Source organism: Paraglaciecola sp. L1A13, assembly GCF_009796745.1.
Lineage (GTDB): Bacteria > Pseudomonadota > Gammaproteobacteria > Enterobacterales > Alteromonadaceae > Paraglaciecola.
Window position 1 is genome coordinate 2,955,496 of sequence record NZ_CP047024.1, and the last position, 22,163, is coordinate 2,977,658.

The 22,163-nt window shown below is 42.7% G+C and carries 20 protein-coding genes and 5 tRNA genes; 16 read left to right on the forward strand and 9 right to left on the reverse strand.

Features of this window, described 5'->3' with window-relative positions:
* The first annotated feature begins 93 nt into the window (after window positions 1-93).
* The gene (gene bioA, locus GQR89_RS12370; protein WP_158770330.1) at window positions 94-1,377 is read left to right on the forward strand and encodes an adenosylmethionine--8-amino-7-oxononanoate transaminase; all 1,284 of its coding nucleotides are present in this window, start codon (window positions 94-96) and stop codon (window positions 1,375-1,377) included.
* Between the two features lie 31 nt (window positions 1,378-1,408).
* Here the strand turns inward: bioA and GQR89_RS12375 are convergent, their stop codons facing one another.
* The 6 genes from GQR89_RS12375 to hemA form a co-directional block, all read right to left on the reverse strand.
* Window positions 1,409-2,305 (reverse strand): SirB1 family protein, encoded by an 897-nt coding sequence (locus GQR89_RS12375; protein WP_158770331.1) that lies wholly within the window; start codon window positions 2,303-2,305, stop codon window positions 1,409-1,411.
* Between the two features lie 163 nt (window positions 2,306-2,468).
* The gene (locus GQR89_RS12380) at window positions 2,469-2,846 is read right to left on the reverse strand and encodes a SirB2 family protein (RefSeq protein ID WP_158772252.1); all 378 of its coding nucleotides are present in this window, start codon (window positions 2,844-2,846) and stop codon (window positions 2,469-2,471) included.
* Between the two features lie 123 nt (window positions 2,847-2,969).
* Window positions 2,970-4,523 carry a response regulator gene (locus GQR89_RS12385; protein WP_158770332.1) on the reverse strand — a complete coding sequence of 518 codons (1,554 nt, stop codon included), beginning with the start codon at window positions 4,521-4,523 and terminating at the stop codon, window positions 2,970-2,972.
* Window positions 4,524-4,650: 127 nt separating this feature from the next.
* The gene (gene prmC / locus GQR89_RS12390) at window positions 4,651-5,517 is read right to left on the reverse strand and encodes a peptide chain release factor N(5)-glutamine methyltransferase (protein ID WP_158770333.1); all 867 of its coding nucleotides are present in this window, start codon (window positions 5,515-5,517) and stop codon (window positions 4,651-4,653) included.
* Between the two features lie 5 nt (window positions 5,518-5,522).
* Window positions 5,523-6,611, reverse strand: a complete 1,089-nt coding sequence (prfA, locus tag GQR89_RS12395; RefSeq protein ID WP_158770334.1) for a peptide chain release factor 1 — start codon at window positions 6,609-6,611, stop codon at window positions 5,523-5,525.
* Window positions 6,612-6,701: 90 nt separating this feature from the next.
* Window positions 6,702-7,973 (reverse strand): glutamyl-tRNA reductase, encoded by a 1,272-nt coding sequence (gene hemA, locus GQR89_RS12400; protein ID WP_158772253.1) that lies wholly within the window; start codon window positions 7,971-7,973, stop codon window positions 6,702-6,704.
* 72 nt (window positions 7,974-8,045) lie between these two features.
* Here hemA and lolB point away from each other — a divergent pair, with 72 nt between their 5' ends.
* From lolB to GQR89_RS12475, 15 genes are all read left to right on the forward strand, one after another.
* Window positions 8,046-8,717 carry a lipoprotein insertase outer membrane protein LolB gene (gene lolB / locus GQR89_RS12405; RefSeq protein ID WP_233268957.1) on the forward strand — a complete coding sequence of 224 codons (672 nt, stop codon included), beginning with the start codon at window positions 8,046-8,048 and terminating at the stop codon, window positions 8,715-8,717.
* Window positions 8,702-9,562 (forward strand): 4-(cytidine 5'-diphospho)-2-C-methyl-D-erythritol kinase, encoded by an 861-nt coding sequence (ispE, locus tag GQR89_RS12410; protein ID WP_158770335.1) that lies wholly within the window; start codon window positions 8,702-8,704, stop codon window positions 9,560-9,562. Before lolB ends, ispE begins: the two co-directional genes overlap by 16 nt.
* A 55-nt stretch (window positions 9,563-9,617) precedes the next feature.
* Window positions 9,618-9,692 (forward strand) — tRNA-Gln (locus tag GQR89_RS12415).
* Window positions 9,693-9,722: 30 nt separating this feature from the next.
* Window positions 9,723-10,670 carry a ribose-phosphate pyrophosphokinase gene (locus GQR89_RS12420; protein WP_158770336.1) on the forward strand — a complete coding sequence of 316 codons (948 nt, stop codon included), beginning with the start codon at window positions 9,723-9,725 and terminating at the stop codon, window positions 10,668-10,670.
* Between the two features lie 178 nt (window positions 10,671-10,848).
* Window positions 10,849-11,919 carry a mechanosensitive ion channel family protein gene (locus GQR89_RS12425; protein ID WP_158770337.1) on the forward strand — a complete coding sequence of 357 codons (1,071 nt, stop codon included), beginning with the start codon at window positions 10,849-10,851 and terminating at the stop codon, window positions 11,917-11,919.
* Window positions 11,920-12,186: 267 nt separating this feature from the next.
* Window positions 12,187-12,831 (forward strand): 50S ribosomal protein L25/general stress protein Ctc, encoded by a 645-nt coding sequence (locus GQR89_RS12430; RefSeq protein ID WP_158770338.1) that lies wholly within the window; start codon window positions 12,187-12,189, stop codon window positions 12,829-12,831.
* A gap of 5 nt (window positions 12,832-12,836) precedes the next feature.
* A complete protein-coding gene (gene pth, locus GQR89_RS12435; RefSeq protein ID WP_158770339.1) occupies window positions 12,837-13,421 on the forward strand; it encodes an aminoacyl-tRNA hydrolase in 585 nt (194 codons plus the stop codon).
* A gap of 45 nt (window positions 13,422-13,466) precedes the next feature.
* A complete protein-coding gene (gene ychF, locus GQR89_RS12440) occupies window positions 13,467-14,558 on the forward strand; it encodes a redox-regulated ATPase YchF (RefSeq protein WP_158770340.1) in 1,092 nt (363 codons plus the stop codon).
* Between the two features lie 258 nt (window positions 14,559-14,816).
* Window positions 14,817-16,064, forward strand: coding sequence for an ABC transporter substrate-binding protein (locus GQR89_RS12445; protein ID WP_233268958.1), 1,248 nt, complete (start codon window positions 14,817-14,819; stop codon window positions 16,062-16,064).
* A 307-nt stretch (window positions 16,065-16,371) separates the two neighbouring features.
* A complete protein-coding gene (locus GQR89_RS12450; RefSeq protein WP_158770341.1) occupies window positions 16,372-16,815 on the forward strand; it encodes a hypothetical protein in 444 nt (147 codons plus the stop codon).
* Between the two features lie 475 nt (window positions 16,816-17,290).
* Window positions 17,291-17,367: transfer RNA gene (locus tag GQR89_RS12455), tRNA-Met, on the forward strand.
* A 47-nt stretch (window positions 17,368-17,414) separates the two neighbouring features.
* A tRNA-Leu gene (locus GQR89_RS12460) sits at window positions 17,415-17,499 on the forward strand.
* A gap of 4 nt (window positions 17,500-17,503) precedes the next feature.
* A tRNA-Gln gene (locus GQR89_RS12465) sits at window positions 17,504-17,578 on the forward strand.
* Between the two features lie 36 nt (window positions 17,579-17,614).
* Window positions 17,615-17,689, forward strand: a tRNA-Gln gene (locus GQR89_RS12470).
* A gap of 174 nt (window positions 17,690-17,863) precedes the next feature.
* Entirely contained in the window at window positions 17,864-19,276 is a 1,413-nt protein-coding gene (locus GQR89_RS12475) for a sodium:alanine symporter family protein (RefSeq protein ID WP_158770342.1), read from the forward strand.
* Between the two features lie 95 nt (window positions 19,277-19,371).
* Here the strand turns inward: GQR89_RS12475 and GQR89_RS12480 are convergent, their stop codons facing one another.
* From GQR89_RS12480 to GQR89_RS12490, 3 genes are all read right to left on the reverse strand, one after another.
* Complete coding sequence (locus GQR89_RS12480; protein WP_158770343.1) at window positions 19,372-19,941, reverse strand: NADPH-dependent FMN reductase; 570 nt, start codon at window positions 19,939-19,941, stop codon at window positions 19,372-19,374.
* A 67-nt stretch (window positions 19,942-20,008) separates the two neighbouring features.
* Window positions 20,009-20,188 carry a hypothetical protein gene (locus GQR89_RS12485; RefSeq protein ID WP_158770344.1) on the reverse strand — a complete coding sequence of 60 codons (180 nt, stop codon included), beginning with the start codon at window positions 20,186-20,188 and terminating at the stop codon, window positions 20,009-20,011.
* 47 nt (window positions 20,189-20,235) lie between these two features.
* The gene (locus GQR89_RS12490) at window positions 20,236-22,134 is read right to left on the reverse strand and encodes a DUF885 family protein (protein ID WP_158770345.1); all 1,899 of its coding nucleotides are present in this window, start codon (window positions 22,132-22,134) and stop codon (window positions 20,236-20,238) included.
* Between the last annotated feature and the right edge of the window lie 29 nt (window positions 22,135-22,163).

Genomic DNA, 22,163 nt, shown 5'->3' on the forward strand with positions numbered 1-22,163 from the left:
TTCCTTTACATCATTATATTTCGCGCTTAGTCTAAGTCCGCGCGGCACATTGTCAACTTAAATCAATATATAAACTTTACAAGTGAGCATTTTTTGAGCGATTCAATTCAGGCAAATCTCGCCTTCGATCAACAACATATTTGGCATCCTTATACATCAGCAATCGACCCTCTACCTTGTTATCAAGTCTCCGGTGCCCAAGGTGTGCATATTCATTTAGCGACAGGCGAGAAACTAGTCGATGGTTGCTCATCCTGGTGGACAGCCATTCATGGTTATAACCGCGCTGAATTAAATCATGCAGCAAAAGCCCAAATCGATGCATTCTCTCACGTTATGTTTGGTGGTTTAACTCATCAGCCCGCTATTGATTTGTGCCGTAAATTAATTGCTATAACGCCTTCTGGTTTAGAACAGGTATTTCTGGCTGATTCAGGCTCGGTATCAGTGGAAGTAGCCATGAAAATGGCACTGCAATATTGGGCTTGCCAAGGAAGTCCAAATAAACACCGCTTTATTACGCCGCGCAATGGCTATCATGGTGATACATTTGCCGCGATGTCAGTGTGCGATCCAGTTAATGGCATGCATTCCTTATTTACTGACACGCTTGCCAAACAAATTTTCGCCCCTGCACCGCAGACGCGTTTTGCGCAAACATGGAACGAAGATGATATAGCGCCACTAGAAGAATTAATCCAGCAACATCATAATGAACTTGCCGCCCTCGTGCTGGAGCCTGTGGTGCAAAATGCTGGCGGTATGCGTATTTATCATCCTCAATATTTGAAGCGCGCTCGTCAATTGTGTGATGACTATGGTTTGCTGCTGATTTGCGATGAAATTGCCACTGGCTTTGGTCGTACCGGCAAGTTATTCGCCTGTGAGCATGCTGATGTTAGCCCTGATATCCTATGCATAGGAAAGGCACTTACCGGCGGTTATGTTACCCTTGCAGCTACCCTATGTACTGAAGATGTTGCCCAAGGTATTTGCCAAGGCAGTCCGGGGGTATTTATGCATGGTCCAACCTACATGGGGAATCCACTGGCGTGCGCCATTGCTAATGCAAGTTTAGATATTATCGCCACTGGCGAGTGGCGGCATCAGGTAAGTAGTATCGAACATCAGTTGAATATAGAATTGACTAGATGCCGTGAGCTTGATGCGGTAGCGGATGTACGCGTTTTAGGTGCGATTGGCGTCGTCGAGTGCAAGTCAACCATCGATGTGGCCACCATGCAACGTAAGTTTGTAGAGGCTGGCGTGTGGATCCGTCCCTTTGGAAAGCTGGTATATATTATGCCCCCCTACATCATTATGCCTGATGAACTAACCCAATTAACGCAGGCGATATACGAAGTATTAAGCAAATAAGACGGTAGTAATTAATGACAATATCACGTTGTTAATGCATCACTGGCGGCGTGATATCCATATATTTAACTTGGTGTGCTAATAGCGACGCAGCTGGGTCTTGAGGGCATTGGCGGATAAAATATTGATAATCGATAATAGCGAGTTGGGGGCATTGTAACTCATGCAATAACACCCCTCTATCTCTTCTTTCATAAGGATTATTTGGGCATAAATGGATCAACAAATCGATACTGCGAAGGGCATGTTCATAGCGTTTTTCGTTGATAAGTGAAGATTTGACCTGATGCAACATATGCACAACCACCTCGTCGTTGCTAGCTGGCTCTAACGCTTCATTAGGCATAGATTCGTTATCAATTTCTTCTATCACATTAAAGTACATTTGCCTCAACGTATCATTGTTCAACACGCGTCCATCGATAGGATCGATCAGTACGCTTTGAATTTTAGTCTCTTGGTCATTTCCTTCACCGCAGTTTAAATCTCGCGGCAATGCTAACGTGTCTGATATCGCTTTATCTTCTAGGCAGGATATATCACATCTCAGCAAAAAGTGACCAGGGAAGTTAACACAGCGAACGTTAAAGCCAAGACGCTGGCTTATATGACTAAACAGCACCGCTAAGGTGACTGGTGTGCCACTACGATAAATCAAGACCTCATGCAATAAGCTTTGCTGACATGAATCCACACTGTTGTGAGCACCGGTAAAGGCGAGCTCACGATAAAAAAAGTGAATTAAACGTAAAAAAGCGGAGTGATCAGGCTGAGATATATGTGCTAAAACACGGGCTTGCTTCGCCCATTTATCAAGTTGTTGTAAACAATCAGAGATATCCGTATCAATCCCAACACTGTGACGGCTGGCTAATAGCCCTGCACATAACAGTTGATCACTTTGTATTGCTTGCTCTAAAGACTGCACCGAGACATTCCCTTTTCCATACCCTGTCTATTTTATCGGAAAGAACCGCGTATTCTTGATATCAAATGTGCGTAAATTTTATCTCAATAGCAATGACAGTGGATAAAGTTGCCTATGGGAGCCTAGGCAACTAGGTATGCATGAAAGGTAGGTACGATGTAGATTAAGAAAACAAAATAGGCTGTTTAGTAATAGCAACCAAAGCTGTAAAAGCAATCCAGCTTAATGCTCCAACTAAGCCTATGATACGCATAAAGGTCGTGCGAGCCATTTTAAGGGCTAACGCCACCATAAAGACGTACATAAACAAGCCAACCAGTTTCTCAGTTACCCAAGGAGTAACGAACGGGTATTGGCTAATAAGTACACATAGGGTCCCGGCACTGAGTATCAAAAAAGTATCAACTATATGAGGCGTAATTTTCACCCACTTTTTTTGCAACATGCTTGAGCCTGTCATCGTCCAAAAGAAGCGTATTAAAAATAATAAAACGCTTAAGGCGATACAGGTTAAATGAAGATGTTTTACAGCGGTGTACAACATGGATGGTCCTTATGAAATTAAATTGGGTTTAGTTAGCTTTGAACAATGATAAAGTGATATTGCGCCATGCACAACGACTCACATACTCACGGGGAACTAAGGGTGATATGGATGCCTATATTAACGCACACAATCTAAGGCGACGCCCTCTACTTTATCGATATTTTCAGTTAATAAGGCAATCAGGCTTGGATCAAACTGACTACCACTTAGCTCCTTCATGCGAGTCATCACCTTAGGTACTGGCCAAGCTTCAGCATGTTTTGATTGGCCACGCAGTACATCGTAGGCAATGGCCACCGAAGCAATACGTGCGTACAGGTGAATGTTTTCTGCGCATAATCCATTGGGATACCCTTTTCCATCCCAGTGCTCGTAATGTTCTTTGGCTATCGTCGCCGCAATTTTAATTAACGGGCGCTTCGAATCTTTTAGTAATCGATAACCAAATTTGGTGTGTTTGGCAATCAAATCAATATCTTTAGCGCTCGGTGCATCAGCATTGAATAATGCGTGTGTTGGCACATATAGTTTGCCAATGTCATGCAACGGTACAGCCGACATCAACAAACGTAACTGCTCTTCATCGAACCCAAGCGCTTGACCTAGAATTTGGCACACTTTTACGGTGCGCAAAGTATAATTTTCTATGCCAGCGCCTACTTCCATCGCTTGACCTAAACGCTCAATAATTTCTCGTTGCGTATCTTCGATGTCTTTTGTGAGCATAATATTATCGAATGCAATTTGGACATTTTGAGAAAAAATTTCCACTAACTTTTTCTGAGCATCATTTAAACGTTTCGGCAAGCCCGATAAATATAGCAACGAGCCATAGTGGGTATGACTCTCACAGAAGGCCACTAAATACTCGTCTGCATACACCAAGGTTTTTTCATGTAAAGCAATACGACACGCTTCTAATTGCTCACCAGATAAAACGTTAGGAAGGGCTTTTCCTGCTGCATTTTGGTACTCACCTTGTCCCGTAAATACAACAAGATTGTCTAACGAATTGGTAGGTGATTCAGCAGCAGGTCGAGGGCCAGCTACCGCGCAAGTGAGATATGCTGCATCTTTCCCGGCACCTAACAACGACGATAATTGCTGCACAATGCCTTCAATAAGATGTTCAACAGAATGAGTACGAAACAAATTAGCAGAGGCAGAAATGATTTTTTCCAGCCCTATTCGATTTTCATTGATGGCCACAATATCCCGATAAGAACGCAGCGCTGCTATCACGACGGTAAATAGCTTTTGCGCCGTTAGTTCAGTCTTCGATTTATAGTCATTAATGTCATAATTAATGATCACATCCCGCTCTGGGGCTTGCCCCGGCTGGCCGGTACGTAAAATAATACGAATAAAGTGGTTTTTTGCTTCGTTACGGATAAAATCGGCAATTTTTAAGCCCGCATCGTCCGTTTCCATAACAACATCCAACAGAACAACGGCGATATCGTGATTGTTAAGTAATATTTCTCTAGCTTGTTCACCGCTGTATGCACTAATAAATGTTAAGTTCTTGTTTTGAAACTCAAAGTCATTTAGCGCCAATTTTGTTACCGTATGAATTTCAGGCTCATCATCAACAATTAAAATTTTCCATGAGCCCTTATATTGAACTTCATCTTCATCAGAATCTTCTGCAAATACCAACTCGTCATTCATACATATCTTCCCTTCGCTACTGCGATTTTAACTTGATATCGTTGTACATCTAAATGCGCTTTCAAAATAGTACGCTTTTCAATTAGTTGCAATATCCGAAAAGGAAAAGTGGGGCGTTTAAAAAGGCTTATTGAGCCGAATAGCGGCCCAGTGTTATGCGAGGTTGGCCATTTAAATCATCTAACGAGTGTATTTGTTCAAAACCATGCTTTGTAAATAACGCTTGGATCCCAGGCGCTTGTTGATAACCATGCTCAAAAACAAGCCAACCTTCTTTGGCTAAATAGGCTTTGGTCTTTGCAATAATCAAGCGAATATCGTCTAAGCCATCCGGCCCCGATGTTAGCGCACTAGCAGGTTCAAAACGCACATCCCCGTGTTGCAAATAGACACTGTCATCTTCAACATAGGGCGGATTACTGACAATCAACGAGAATGTTTCATCTCCTATATTTGAAAACCAGTCACTGTGCTTAAAGCAAACTTGCGTTAATTTGTTCAATTGAGCATTTTGCTTTGCAAGAGCTACCGCATCGGTGTTTTTATCAATACCAGTGATGTGCCATTTTGGTTTTTCACTCGCGAGGGCTAACGCGATTGCCCCTGTACCTGTACCCAAATCAAGAACCTTGGCCTGTTGGGGCAATGACAAAGCCAATACAGTTTCAACCAGTAATTCAGTTTCAGGGCGAGGAATTAATGTAGCTGGGGATACCTGTAACCGCAGACTCCAGAAATCTCGATACCCGATAAGATAAGCAATGGGATGGCCTGATTTGCGTTTAGCGACTAATTGTCGCAAGGCACTTAACTGCGCCTCGGTTAGTTCTTTCTCAGGCCACGTCATTAAGTACACTGGCTCGCAATGTAAAACATGGCACATCAATAAGCGGCTATCGATCCCAGCACTGTCAAACGCCTGTAATTGGGCTTTAGATATCGCCAATTGCTCAGCGATACTGTGAGCACTATGAGCACGAGAAATAGTGCTCACAATGCCTAACCTTCGTCAGACAATGATGCTAACAAGTCAGCCTGGTGTTCCTGACGAATCGGCTCAAGTACTGCATCTAAATCACCAGCAATCACATCATCAAGACGGTATAAGGTTAAGTTGATGCGATGATCAGTTACCCGCCCTTGTGGGAAATTATAAGTACGAATGCGTTCAGAACGATCACCACTGGCCACAAGATTACGCCTAGTGGATGTTTCTTCCGCTTGACGCTTATCTTCTTCAAGTTTGTTCAATCGTGACTGCAATACGGCCATCGCTTTCGCACGGTTTTTATGTTGTGAACGCTCATCTTGACATTCCACCACAATACCAGATGGCACGTGCGTAATACGAATTGCAGAATCGGTTTTGTTAACGTGTTGTCCACCAGCGCCTGACGCGCGAAAGGTATCAATTTTAAGATCCGCTTTATTCACTTCAATAGCTTCAGATTCAGGTACTTCAGGCATCACTACCACGGTACAAGCTGATGTATGAATACGTCCTTGAGACTCGGTTTCAGGTACGCGCTGTACGCGGTGTCCACCGGATTCAAACTTAAGCACACCATAAGAACCTTCGCCAATTACATTGGCTATGATTTCTTTATAACCACCATGATCGCCATCGTTCATGGTGACCACTTCAACCTTCCAACGGCGAGATTCGGCATAACGACTGTACATACGGAACAAATCACCGGCAAAAATAGCCGCTTCATCACCGCCCGCCCCTGCCCGAATTTCGATAAAGCAGTTACTTTCATCATTCGGATCTTTTGGCAGTAACAGGATTTGCAGTTCATCTTCAAATTGTTCTATGGCCTGCTTCGAAGTTTTATATTCTTCTTGCGCCATTTCGCGCATTTCGGGATCGCTTTCTTGCATCATTTCTTGGGCTGACTCAAAGTCGGCTTTCGCCCCTTGATATTCTGCAAAGCATTTAACCACACCCTCGAGTTGAGAATACTCTTTAGTCAACGCCCGATATTTATTCTGATCGGCAATAATTTCAGGCTGACTAACTAAAACCTGCACCTCTTCAAAGCGTTCGGTTAACGATTCTAATTTACCTTGAACTGATTGTTTCATGTGATTCCTGCTAAGCACCTTTAGTTGGTTGAATTACCTGTCGGTTCGCAACCCGCCGGTTCGCACCGATCAAAAAAGGTGTAAATGAAGTTACTTCGACGAGTCGTTCGCGCGCGCTAACCCTAACGCATCCATCAACAGACTCATATTTTTATTATCTTGCTGCATTGCAGCTTGCTTTAAAGCTTTGGTTGGCGCGTGGATCAACGAATTCGTCAATTTATTCGCCAATTCTTTAATTACTTGTTCGGCTTCTTTGCCGTCCGCTAATTGATTTAGCGCTCTAGATATTAACGTGTCTCGTTGGGTTTCACTTTGTTGGCGAAAATCACGCAGTACATCAATCGAAGACTGACCTTGGCACCATTGCAAATATTGTAAGGCTTGTTCATCAATCATCTGCTCCGCTTGCAAAGCAGCGTGTTGGCGAGACTCAATATTTTTCTCAACAATTTGCTGTAAATCATCCACCGTATATAGATAGGCATCGTCTAGATCGCCCACTTCCGCCTCGATATCGCGCGGTACCGCTAAATCTACCAAAAACATTGGCTTGTGACGTCTGTCTTTCAAGGCTCGTTCAACTAACCCTTTGCCCAGTATAGGTAATTGGCTAGCAGTAGAACTGATCACTATATCTGCATCTTTTAAGTGATGTGGAATTTGCGTCAAGGTTAACGTGGTGGCGCCTAAAGGTTTAGCAATGGCTTCAGCTCTGGCAAGTGTTCGATTCGCCACGCTGAGCTTTTCCACGCCTTGATCGTGCAAGTGCTTCGCCACAAGTTCAATGGTTTCACCTGCGCCAATTAGCAGTACATTGCTTTTCTTCAGTGATGAAAAGATATGTTTGGCCAGCTGTACAGATGCGTAAGCGACAGATACTGCGTTGGAGCCTATTTCAGTTTCACTGCGTACCCGTTTTGCCACTGAAAATGTCTGCTGAAACAAGCGTTCAAATTCACTTTTTATCACCCCAGAATCTTTGGCACTAATAAACGCTTGTTTTACTTGCCCCAAAATTTGCGGCTCACCGAGTATTAATGAATCTAAACCGCTGGCGACGCGCATAATATGTTTGACTGCGTCTTGTTGATGATGCACATAACTGTTTGCGGCTAACTCGTCAGCATCGGCGTTATGAAATTTCGCCAGCCATTGACTCAAATGGTCCCTGGTCAAATTTTTAGCTTGCGCGTATATCTCTGTTCGATTGCATGTAGATACAATCACAGATTCATAAGCGCCTGTCAGTTGAGCCAAAGATTTTAGGGCTTCAACCATGGAGTCCGGGGAAAACGCGACTTTTTCGCGCAATTCTACTGGCGCAGTTTTGTGGTTAATCCCGAAGGCAATTAAGGTCATGCGGATTACAGCTTTTTCATTAAACAGTGTTAAGGCCAGATCTGGGCGCATTGTACGCAAAAGGTAAAACTATTGAAAGCACCCTGCCATCTATGTTCCTATAGCGACTTTCATTTTATGAGTATGGTGCCTGTGAGCGTCCCTTCAAATTTACATTTTGTATTACTTATTCTCATTACGATCCTACTTAATGCTTGCGCCACTCGGACGCCTAGTAATATTCAGGTTAATAGCAAAGCTCACCAAGTCAAATTGGGTCAAATTCAGCAGTGGAAACTCAAAGGCCGCATGGCGTTTAAAAGCACCGACGAAAAATTTAGTGCCAATTTGAATTGGCAGCAAATTGAAGACAGTTATCATCTTTCGCTTAATACCATGTTGGGCATTAATATCTTGTCCATGCACGGCGATAACCATTCAGTGGAGCTAGATGCTGATGATGAGCATTATCAAGATACCGACGCAAGCCACTTAATTTGGCGTATTACTGGTTGGCAAATTCCGGTGTCTCAGTTTCCATTTTGGATTAAAGGCCAAGCAGGACCCACAGATCAAGCCATATATGCACAAAGCGGCGTCGTGAGTCAGCTTATTCCTCATTGTGATAATTGCACTGGCTGGTTGATTAGCTATAGTGATTATCGCCAACTTGGCGATGTTTGGTTACCACATAATATTACCTTAGATAACCCCACCCTTGGGAATCAAATACTGATTAGAGTAAATCAATGGACCAAACAATAGATTGGTGGCCAAGCCCCGCTAAACTTAATCTTTTTTTGCATATCAACGGTCGCTATCCAAACGGATACCATCGCTTACAAAGCTTATTTCAGTTATTAGATAAAGGCGATGAGCTGGCCTTTAATGTTACCGAGCACCCTAATATTGCTTTGTTAACGCCAATCGATGGCGTACCCAATGAACAAAATTTGATTGTAAGAGCAGCTCGATTACTGCAAAAACATACTGGTAAAAATCAGGGTTGCGAAATTCGATTACGCAAAAACTTACCTATGGGCGGCGGCATCGGTGGAGGTTCATCGAATGCAGCTACCACACTAATTGTCTTAAATTATCTGTGGAAATGTAACCTAAGCCTGACAGAATTAGCTAAACTAGGTTTAGATTTGGGTGCTGATGTGCCCGTTTTTGTTAGGGGATGTACAGCTTTTGCTGAGGGGGTTGGTGAACAATTGACCCCAGTCAATTTGACGCAACAGTACTATTTAGTGGTTTTCCCTGAATGTCATGTATCTACTGCTGAGATATTCACAGATCCTGATCTGCCTAGAAACACACCGCTTATTTCTTGGCAAGAGTATGAATTTGACCGTACACACAATGACTGTCAACAATTAGTCTGTAATCGCTTTGAGAATGTTGCAAATACATTACGCTGGTTGTTAGAATACGCGCCGTCAAGAATGACAGGCACAGGTGCTTGTTTATTTTCGGTCTTTACCAGTAACCAAGAAGCTAAAAATGTGCTTGCTAACTTGCCGCTAGGTTGTTCAGGTTTTGTTGCCAAGGGAGTCAATGTCTCTCCTGTGCATGAAAAATTAGCACATCTCGGTAGCATTTGTTAGCACATGTAAGACGCGTGATTACGCGGCGAAAGGTTATAGCAATACGCAGTATTTTTGGGATATCGCCAAGTGGTAAGGCAACGGGTTTTGATCCCGTCATTCGTTGGTTCGAATCCAGCTATCCCAGCCATTTTCACTTTTACGCACTGAGGAATTTAACGTGCCAGACATGAAGCTTTTCGCTGGAAATGCAGTACCTGAACTTGCACAGAAAGTAGCCGACAGGCTGTATACCAAACTTGGCCACGCCAGTGTCGGGCGCTTTAGCGACGGGGAGATCAGCGTAGAAATTCATGAAAATGTGCGCGGCTCAGACGTATTTATTATTCAATCCACTTGTGCTCCTACTAATGATAACTTAATGGAATTGATCGTAATGATTGATGCATTTCGTCGTGCATCTGCAGGTCGTATTACTGCTGTTATTCCGTATTTCGGTTATGCCCGTCAAGATCGTCGCGTACGTTCTGCTCGTGTTCCTATCACGGCTAAAGTGGTTGCAGATTTCTTATCAAACGTCGGGGTTGACCGTGTTTTGACAATCGATTTACACGCTGAACAAATTCAAGGTTTCTTCGACGTACCAGTAGATAACGCTTTCGGTACTCCAATATTGCTTGATGACATGCGTCGCCGCAATATTGAAAACCCTGTTATTGTGTCTCCTGATATTGGTGGCGTTGTGCGTGCTCGTGCCGTGGCAAAACTGCTTAACGATACGGACTTAGCTATTATCGATAAACGTCGTCCCAAAGCGAACGTTGCTCAGGTTATGCATATTATAGGCGACGTACAAGACCGTGACTGCATCATAGTTGATGACATGATCGATACTGGCGGAACGCTTGCCAAAGCTGCTGAGGCGTTAAAAGCCCACGGCGCGAAAAAAGTATACGCTTACGCTACCCATGCAATTTTCTCGGGTAACGCGGCACAAAACCTTCGTGACTCTGTTATCGATGAAATCATTATTACTGACAGCATCCCTCTTAGCCCTGAAATTAAAGCCCTTGATAAAGTGAAGCAACTGACCTTATCAAATATGTTGGCTGAAGCGATTCGCCGCGTGAGCAACGAAGAATCTATTTCGGCAATGTTTGAATATTGAGCATAACGATCTGAACGTTTTTTGATAGACGAAAGCCGCTAAGTTAGCGGCTTTTTTTTGCTAAAAATTCACACTCCAAGACATTCTGACACGGTTCCCTTCTCTTACCATCACTTAATATTTCTTTTGGTACGTAACTTGCGCGGGTAATATATTGATTGGGTAACTCGGAGTCCCTATGGACAACGTATGGCAGCTGTTTCCTTATTCTTGGCTGATTGTAGCCGGTTTAGTCACGCTAAGCGTCACGACCCTGTACTTGACTAAAAGCGTTATTTTGGTGCAATTACAAAAGATAAAACGCAATGAGGGTCACCATGTGGGCAGTATTTTACTACTCTCATTCAGTAAACCTTTGAATATTTTAATACTCGTCATCAATCTTTATCTCTTGCAATATCTGCTGGTAAAATACGCCTTAATTTCTGATCAGTTTTCCATAGGAGTCGATAAAGCTGCGCAAATTGGCATTATCATTGCGCTTTTGGTATTTGCTGAGCGGTTCTGCAGTCATCTTGCCAGTAGTTACGCCGAAACATCCGAAGCAATTCGTACCAGCCAGAGTATTATCAGAGGAACCACTAAAATACTCATCATCGGCATAGGCGGACTAGTAATACTGGGAACTTTGGGAATTTCGATTACGCCAATTGTTGCCTCTCTCGGGATAACATCGCTGGCAGTAGCATTGGCGTTGCAGCCAACATTGGAGAATTTTTTCTCCGGGGTACAGCTTGTCATCGATAAACCTATTCGGGTAGGCGACTTTGTTGAGCTTGATTCCGGTGAACAGGGTTTTGTAGAAAAAATTGGTTGGCGTTCAACCTGGATAAAGATGCTTCCCAACAACATAATCGTTATGCCAAACAGTATGCTATCCCAGTCAAAAATTGTTAACTACTATTACCCAGAGAAAGAACTGTCTGTTCCAGTAGATGTAGGGGTGCACTACGATTCTGATTTAGAACACGTAGAACGAGTGACTCTCGAAGTTGCTAGAGCAATATTACGTAGCCACAAATGGGGAGTTGACGATTACGAGACCTTCGTGGTTTTTCATACCTTTGATAGCTCGAGCATAAATTTTACAGTGATGTTACGAGCAGAAGAATATTTCAATCGGTTTTTCATTAAATCCGCGTTCATCAAAGCCTTGCACGCGCGTTTTCGCCAAGAAGGGATCGTTATTCCTTACCCCATACGCGCCATTAACACGCAGCAAGAGCAAACAAAAAGTACAGTTCCTTGAGTAATCTTAATTTAGAATTTTACATCTTAGCTCAAGCACAGAGTCAAGCTAACGCTATATCAGAACATTGGAATTTATTACCAGAGTAAGACGCGTCGGTAATCGAAGGAGATCTTTCTTGTTAACCACCCATGCCAATGGTAATATTCGCCGCCCTTTTTATAGGGCTGCAGGTTTTCTGGCCTTACTGGCGAGACAATCTAGCGAACATAGTAGATTTTGGTCGCAGAAATCTACACTTAATTACTTACTTATTGGAGTTACCCCATGTCTGATGGAATTTTCACACTAGACGCAGAAGTCCGTACTGATTTAGGGAAAGGTGCGAGCCGCCGCCTACGTCACGACGACAAAGTACCAGCTGTATTATACGGCCTAGGTAAAGAAGCCGTTTCTTTAACTTTGTCTCACAACAAAGTTTTCCAAGCGCAAGAATTTGAAGCTTTTTACTCTCACGTTCTAACGTTGAACATTGACGGAAAAAAAGTTGAAGCTGTTATAAAAGACATGCAACGTCACCCGTTTAAACCTCGTGTAACTCACTTGGATTTCTTACGTGTTGATGCTAAGCAAGCGCTTCAAACAAACGTACCTTTACACTTCTTAAACGAAGAGAAAGCGGAATCTATTAAAACATTGGGTGGCCACGCTGAGCACCACATGGTTGACGTAGAAATCAGCTGTTTGCCTGCTGACTTACCTGAATTCATTGAAGTTGACGTTGCTGCAGTTGAGCTTGGTCAAACTCTTCACTTGTCAGATCTTGTTCTTCCTGAAGGCGTTACTTCAGTTGACCTTGCTAAAGGCGAAGATCACGATTTAGCTGTAGTAACAGTTAAAACGACTAAAGGTCCAAGTGTTGAATCAGAAGAAGCCGACACCGATGGTGAAGAAGCTCCTACTGCGGAATAAGTTGATTGTCTAACATTCAACTAATCGTGGGCCTGGGTAATCCAGGCCCCGAATATAAAAACACCCGTCATAATGCTGGCACGTGGTTAGTTGAAAACCTCGCCCGTTTGCACAATTGCACCCTAAGCTTACAAAGTAAATTTTTTGGTTTTACTGGTCGCATGACGATTGATGGCCAAGATATACGTTTACTCATTCCCACCACGTATATGAATAATAGTGGTCAAGCGGTTGCTGCATTAGCAGGATTCTATCGCATTCCCCCTGAATCTATTTTAGTGGCTTACGATGAACTCGATTTACCCCCTGGTATCGCCAAATTTAAATTAGGCGGCAGTTCAAGCCAAAATGGTATTCGCGATATAGTTTCAAGCTTGGGAAATAATAAAGATTTTTATCGTTTGCGTGTGGGCATAGGCCATCCTGGTCACAAAGGTAAGGTGACTGGATACGTTCTAGGCAAAGCCCCAGCAAAAGAACAAGAACAAATGGACGCTGCCATAGATGAAGCGATCCGTTGTGTCGAAATACTAATTAAAGATGATATGAAAAAAGCCATGAATCGGCTCCATTCATTCAAAGCAGAATAAGCATCAGCAGTTACTGCTGAAACTAAAGATTAAGAGGATCAAAAAATGGGTTTTAAATGCGGCATAGTGGGATTACCAAACGTTGGTAAATCAACTCTTTTCAATGCTTTGACCAAAGCCGGTATCGAAGCCGCTAACTTTCCGTTTTGCACGATCGAACCGAACACAGGTGTTGTACCCGTTCCCGATCCTCGTTTAGACAAGCTAGCTGCTATCGTTAATCCAAAGCGGATTTTGCCTACCACAATGGAATTTGTGGATATTGCAGGATTAGTTGAAGGGGCATCTAAAGGTGAAGGTTTAGGTAATAAATTTTTAGCTAATATTCGTGAAACTGATGCTATCGGTCATGTTGTACGCTGTTTCGACAACGACAATATTGTTCACGTTGCGGGTAAAATTGACCCACAAGATGATATCGATATTATCAATACTGAATTGGCACTAGCCGATTTGGAAACGACCGAAAAAGCCCTTTTACGCGTAGCAAAACGTGCCAAAGGTGGCGATTCAGATGCTAAATTTGAATTAAAAGTGCTTGAAAAAATTAAGCCTCATTTGGACGAAGGCGTTTTATTACGTGCCGTGGAGCTTGAAAAGGAAGAGTTAAAAGCCATTAGCTACATGAACTTTTTAACCTTAAAACCCACTATGTACATTGCTAACGTAAATGAAGACGGCTTTGAAAATAATCCTTACTTAGATAAAGTACGTGCCATCGCAGAAAATGAAGACGCAGTCGTTGTAGCGGTGTGCGCCGAAATGGAATCCGAAATAGGTGAACTAGAAGATGACGAACGTGCGGAATTCATGGCCGAAATGGGTATTGAAGAACCGGGATTGAATCGCGTCATTCGCAGCGGCTACAATTTGCTAAATTTGAATACGTATTTCACTGCTGGTGTACAAGAAGTGCGCGCTTGGACCTTCCCTATTGGTTCTACTGCCCCACAAACAGCAGGCATCATCCATACTGATTTCGAAAAAGGGTTCATTCGAGCTGAAGTGATTGGATATGAAAACTTTGTAGCATTCAATGGCGAGCAAGGTGCAAAAGATGCAGGTAAATGGCGTCTTGAAGGTAAAGAATATATCGTAAAAGACGGTGATGTAATTCACTTCCGCTTCAACGTTTAACCTTCACGGTTTAATATGATTTTGCAAAAAACAGAGCTTCTTAGCTCTGTTTTTTTATACCCCTAATTTACCTCATTACATATTACTGATTTAGCTAACACCCATTCGTAGTAAGCCGATGTTTCACGACTAAAGAGTTAATGAAAAAAATAGTGTGTGGGCTATGCTTGCGGAACTACTTATGCACTTTATTATTCCCATTTACAGATTTTTAACGGGTCAAATTGATAAAGACACTACAACCTTGGTTTAAACGAATTGCGTATATTAATTTTTATCAGCATTTTCGCCTCATCTATTTTCTTGTCGCTTAAGACCTGTGCAGAAGAGACCTTGAATGTAGCTGTGCTTGTTGCGAGCAAAGGCCAACGCTCGGCCTATGAGCATCTCGCTATACAATTTGAGAAACAACACCCAGATATACACATAAATTATCTATCGCAAAACGACAAACACTACAAACACTCTATTCATCAATGGTTAACCCAAATCAAAGGATTAGATGTGCTGTATTGGCAAGCAGGGCTGCGACTAAATCAAATCGCTGCTCAGGGCTTATTAGAGCCACTCGATGAACTGTGGCAAGCCCAACATTGGCAGAAATATTTTCCCAAAGGTATACAAGCCATCATTCGCCAAGATGATCATATTTATGGCTTACCTTATTCGTACTATCAGTGGGGCTTCTATTACAAAAAATCACTATTTTCTCAACTCAATATCACTGCCCCTCAAACATGGGCAGAGTTTATATCCGTATGTGAAAAATTAAAGTCCTCAGGTGTAACACCAATTGTTGTGGGGGGTAAAGGTTTATGGCCAATTGCCTCCTGGTTTGACTACCTTAATTTACGTATTAATGGCCTAGCCTTTCATCAGCAAGTAATGAAAGGTCACATTCCTTACACTGATGTGCGGGTGCGTAACGTATTCTACAAATGGAAACAACTTATCGATTTAGGGTATTTTATCCCGACGATGAACAATAAAAACTGGCAAGAGGCCCTGCCTTATATTTACCGTGATATTGCTGGCATGACCTTATTAGGTAACTTTGCTGAACAGCATATTGCAAAGAAACGTAGTGATGACATTGCTTTTTTTCGCTTTCCACAGATTGATCCAAACATACCTCTTCATGAAGAAACACCAATTGAAATTTTCGTTATACCTAAAAATGCGCAACACAAAGCTGCAGCAAAGTTATTTCTAACCTTTGTTGGCCGCGCTGATATCCAAGAAAGTCTGAATGAAGAATTAGGTTATATTGCGCCTCATAAACAGGCAAAGAAAAATCCATATTATGATCCCCATCCAAATATCGAAATGAAAGAGAATGACAGCGGAGTAGCCCAATACTATGATCGCGATACTGCTGAGCTTATGTCAATTGAAGGGGTGAAAATCATGTCTGCGTTTTTAACCAATGCCAATGTTGAACTTACCACTCAAAATTTAGAAAAAGTACGTTTACAAGCCTTTGCTGATGATCGCGTCCAACACTAAATATCTTAGGCAAGCAACGCCTGAGAGTTAACGTATGCCCCTCATGTGGCGGAGCAGTCAAGCAACTGAAATTGAAAAGCCCTATACTCGCTAACGTTTTGGAAGGTGTTATTCATTATCGGCCTTTTGATTGACTCATCAGTGGTAGATAGAATGATGTTAAGCACAGCGACTTTACAGTCTGTTTACACTTACCTTTTGCCACCACACTTTTACTACTAATATTTCGTACATGAATATCTTTACGGGTTTAACCTCAAACTTTACACTTTGGAAAACCGGCCTGTTAACCTATTAAAGAATCATCATGAAACCTACTTTTGATATACAACCCCTTATTGGGTGCGACCAAATTAAATTGCACGCATCCAGAGATACCTTGCTAAGCGTATTAAACCAGCCTTATAAAGCTATTAAAAAATACCCGGAGCGGGAGCAAGCAAGCGACGCACTCTTTCGCAATGATTTACACATTTCATATAAGGGGCAACCCGCACTTGTTGAATCCATTGAGTTTGCATATAGCGAGCTATATGATGTGACACTTTTGGGCGAAGCCATATTGAGCTTGCCAGCCAAAAGCGCTTTGGCCACGTTAGAGAGCGTCACAGGGAAGACAGCCATTACTTCAGATGGTGGCTATACCTATGAAATACCCGCACTGGGCTTATGGCTGTGGCGAGAGTCGAATGATAATTTTGACGAAAATGGTTTTTACTTTTTTACTATCGGTATACGTGTTGTTGCCTAACAGTAAGACTTAAAGCCCTGTTATTTTAAAAAACCACTTTACGGGTAATACCAAACTCTTTTGAGCAAACGCATTATTCATCACTCCCCAACGCGTAAAAATATAGAAAATGACGTAAATATAATTAACTAACGTAAAATTTGATGATTTCTTTTAATCAATAGAGCTAGTTTATTCTTTCGAACAGTGTTTTTTTACATCTAATCTGAATAAACGGGTCTAAATTTGAATCCAAATCTTAAATTTGGCTGAAGAAATCAACTTTAAGTGAAAATAAGCACAACAGTATTTGCCCACAAACAGATGATGTGGGCAAAAAACAAACTAAGCATGTTATTTTTTCGCCACGCATAGGCTAAATTAGCACCAACTGTTTATTATGCGAGCAAACGATCATCTAATCTTAAAAAAACGGTTGACGACTAAAAGGCATATCAGCATAATACGCGCCACTTCCGAGAGGGAGTGAAGGAATGGCTACATAGCTCAGTTGGTTAGAGCACATCACTCATAATGATGGGGTCGCAGGTTCGAATCCCGCTGTAGCCACCATTTCCTGTTTGACTAAATACGTTTAGAGAAGCAGGGGAGAAAAATGTGCGGGAGTGGTGGAATTGGTAGACACGCTGGATTTAGGTTCCAGTGCTTCACGGCGTGAGAGTTCGAGTCTCTCCTTCCGCACCATGTTTGGGATATCGCCAAGTGGTAAGGCAACGGGTTTTGATCCCGTCATTCGTTGGTTCGAATCCAGCTATCCCAGCCATTTTTTCAATGAATAGATTGTTGATATCTGTTTTATTGGGATATCGCCAAGTGGTAAGGCAACGGGTTTTGATCCCGTCATTCGTTGGTTCGAATCCAGCTATCCCAGCCATATATAGTGATGTATTTCACACATTTATGCTTAAAAAGCCAGACGAAAGTCTGGCTTTTTTCGTTTCGGCAGTTAATTTTCTTAAATTTGCCTTTTAGCCTCGCTTCAACCTAGACACACATGCCATTAAACGGCACACTTTGCTCAATAACCTTAAAGACTGCGGACCAGCTTTTGATTTCTGAGATCGTCAATTTTATTAATAATGTATTGTGGGGTGAAGGCCAAGTTCTAATTTACCTGCTTATTATAGCCGGGGTGTGGTTTACCGTTAAGCTTAACTTTATTCAGCTACGCCATTTCACTCATATGTTTGGCGTAATGAAAGGCAGTAATAAAAGCGATAAAGCAGGTATTAGTTCTTTTCAAGCGCTGTGCACGAGTTTATCCGCTCGAGTAGGCACGGGTAACTTAGCGGGCGTGGCTGTAGCTATATCGTTAGGGGGCGCAGGAGCCGTATTCTGGATGTGGGTTATCGCACTATTAGGAATGGCAACGGGTTTTGCTGAGAGTGTGTTAGGCCAATTATATAAGGTACGCGATGATAACGGCGAATATCGAGGCGGCCCAGCTTACTATATTCAACAAGGGCTAAATAACCGCTGGCTAGCTATCACATTTGCTCTGTTCCTTTTTCTTGGGTACGGCTTTATCTTCAGCGCTGTGCAAGCCAACACCATCACTGACGCCCTTAAATTTGCATACGATATCCCTACCCTACATTCTGGTCTGGTTATTATTATTTTGGCTGCACTGATCGTAGTCGGCGGTTTACGCGCAATTGCTCGATTTGCCGAATGGGTTGTACCCTTTATGGCAGTAGGCTATATCGCTGTTACTCTGTTTATTACCGTGATGAATATCGATTTAGTGCCCGCCATGTTGGCAGACATATTTAAATCGGCATTTGGCTTGCAAGAGGCTGGAGCTGGCGCGCTGGGAGCCGCGTTTAAAAACGGTGTGCAACGCGGTTTATATTCTAACGAAGCAGGCTCTGGTAGCGTGCCTCATGCGGCGGCAAGCGCCACGCCGAATCCAAACCACCCCGTGTCACAGGGATACGTGCAAATGCTTGGGGTGTTTATCGATACGATGATTCTTTGTACCTGTACAGCATTTGTTATTTTGCTTGCAGGCGGGTCTTCTAGTGATCAAATGGAAGGCATTCGTTTAACTCAAAACGCGATGAGCAGTCACTTTGGCGGAGGAACTGAATTTGTAGCGGCCGCAATAAGTTTATTTGCTTTTACCTCAGTGGTAGCCAACTACGCTTACGGCGAAAGTAACTTACACATGTTCAAACTCGATAATAAGATCGGTAGGACGTGTTATACCGTTGGCTATCTGGCCATGATCTTATGGGGTTCAATGGCTGCATTACCTGAGGTTTGGGCTGCAGCTGATATGGCGTTAGGATTAATGACGGTCATTAATATCATCGCAATTGGCATGCTAACGCCGACAATTGTCGCTATCTCCAAAGATTATTTTGAGAAGCACAAAAGTGGTAAGACAATTGAATACCAAACCGGTGATTGCGAGATCCAGGGAGAAAGTGAGAAAGGTATTTGGGATCAAAACAAATAGCGACTTCTATTACACTAAGTCTCGTTAATTCGTTTCTGTAAAAAAGCCGCTGATGTCAGCGGCTTTTTTGCATTTATAAAGTCAAGTCTCTTAGATTAATTTGATGTTTCAGAAATAAGCCGTGCAACAATTAACCCTAGGGCTTGACGCTGTTTCTCATCTATCAAGTTACCTTGCTCGTCAAACGCTGTCATGCCACCACCGATAGCGATTTGTTCTGGTAATACCATCACCTGAATATTCCCAAGCAACATTCGAAGAGCCACTAAGCCGCGTAATCCACCTAGAGCCCCAGGCGATGTAGCAGCCAAGCCTGCGACTTTATCTCTAAAGGCAGATAAAGGACGCTCTTTGTCAGTATGGGGCCGTGAAATCCAATCTAGCGTGTTTTTTAGTAATGCAGAAAACGAACTATTGTATTCGGGAGATGCGATAAACAAACCAGAGTGCTCAATAAATAGCGCTTTCAGTTTAATAGCATTTTCAGGTAAACCGCTGGCAGTTTCATCATCACCGTCATATAGCGGCATTGGGTAGTCTTTTAAATCAACGAAGGTAGCATTTGCGCCCTGCTCTACAGCAAGTTCATAGGCAACTTTCGCCAATTTTTTATTCATTGAGTCTTTGCGCGCACTTCCGGCTAAAAACAGTATTTTTGATGACATAGTATTTCCATTTGTTAAATCAATCTGTTTAACAACAGCTTTGCTAGAGTTCACCAGCAAAGCGTGTTCAATTCGAAGTGAAATGCATCACCAGCTGTACCACAACCATTACCACCAACAAAGGCAGTATCCAGCGGCTCATTTTTGCTGTTTGCTCGCCTGATATTCTAAAACTTGAACGCTCAAGTAAAGGTACAACGACTAATAAGGCAACCAATAAAACACCTAATATAATCAAAACCGTCAAAACTGCCCCCTTGTTGTGAATCGATAAAAACTTTTTCGAGTCATACCTTATATCCCGTTATTAGCAATCCAGCGTTTTACGTCGCTTCTCACCACTGACATGGGGCGAGCACCGGGTAAAAGCAATAGATCATGAAAACGTTTAAGATCGAATTCACTACCAAGCGACTTTTCGGCCATATGGCGAAGTTCTACAAACTGCAACATACCCAATTTATAACCGAGGGCTTGCCCTGGTAATGCCATATAACGTTCAATTTCAGCAATTACGTCTGTCATACCTGTACCAGTTGTCTGGTGGAAATACTCAATTGCTTTTTCTCGGGTCCACTTCTTACGGTGTAAGCCTGTATCTACCACTAAACGCACCGCGCGATACAATTCAGCCTGCAAGCGTCCTAAATCACCAAAGGGGTCGCCCTCGTACATGCCCATTTCTTTGGCGACCAACTCAGAATACAGTGCCCAACCTTCAACGTATGCATTGAACGGTGCGTTTTGGCGTAACAAGCCAATATCATGTTGGGCCATATTAAGGGCAATTTGAAAGTGGTGACCAGGCACAGCTTCATGATAGGTAAGCGTTTTTAAAGAGAAACTCGGCACCGCTGACATATCTCTAAGGTTTATCCAAAAAATACCTGGGCGTTCTCCATCTAATGACGGCTGAGAATAATAACCACCTGCCTCCCCCGCTTCAGTTACTTTAGGAATGCGTTTAACTTCTACCTTCTGACTAGGCAATGTACCGTAGTACATATCTGTTTTCGTCATTACAGTTGCGATTTGACCGTTTAAATCCTCTAGTAACCGCTCGCGGCCCTCGTCGCTATCTTGATATAGAAACTCTGGTTGTTCAGCTAGCTCAACCATGCGCTCACCCACACTACCATCTTCGTAGCCTTGGGCTCGTAAAATGCTATCCATCTCTTTGCTGATACGCGTGACTTCATCTAAACCCAGCTGATGAATATCATCCGGTGTCATATTTGAATCACCTAGATAACGCACTTCATGCAAATACATAGCATCGCCGTTGGGTTGTGCCCACACACCGTCACCCTTAGGGGCATTTGCTTGGGTAGCTTGCAAAGTATTTTTGACTGTTTGATAGGCTGGGTAAACCACATTTTCCATTGCTTGCTTGGCTTGGGTAACTAACTGACCTTGTTGCTTTTCACTCATGTTGGTCTGGGCTAATTTTTTTGAAAATGACGTGACAAGCGCATGATCTTCAATCGGACTAGCAAGGAAATTACTGAAGTAATCCAATGTTTTAGGATATAGCTTTTGGGGTAATTGCACACCGTTCAATCTGTCACCGTTGAATGTTTCTAGTACACCAGCGACGAGAAAATCAAAGTGTTGTAAACGGGCAATATAATCTTGGGCTTGAGCCAGCGTTGACACAGTTTGCTGGACTTGCATTACTTTAGGCACATCAATTAATGGGCCGGATAATTGATTAATAATATACGGTAAGTGCCCAGCCCACGTATCAATGTAACCGCCATGAAACTCAGAGAACCCGGTATAATAACGCAAAATATCCGTCACTATCTGTTGGTGGCGTTTTGCATCGACAGAAAAACCATCATTGTTCGCTTTGGACACAGCTTGGGATGCATCACTCATATCTTGTTGAAATTTACGCATTCCCGTAGGCGAGAAATCAGTAAAGCGAGTGTTATAGCCTTTTCCTGCTATCGATTCAGATACTCCTAAAGCGGTAGCAAGAAGCGGTTCGTAATGCATAAACGCTATAGTTTTTTGTTCAACTAATGCATCAAACGCGACTTGATTCTGCGGCAAACTAACTGCATTTTTAGTATTTTCAATTTGTTCGGCGGTGACGTCCTGCTTTGAAAGCGAGCTTTGTTCTTGTTGCACAGAACAGGCACAAACCAGTGCACTTAACGCGAATGGAACGATCAGATTTTTTATCATTATAGTTTTCCTAAGTTACCGAATATATG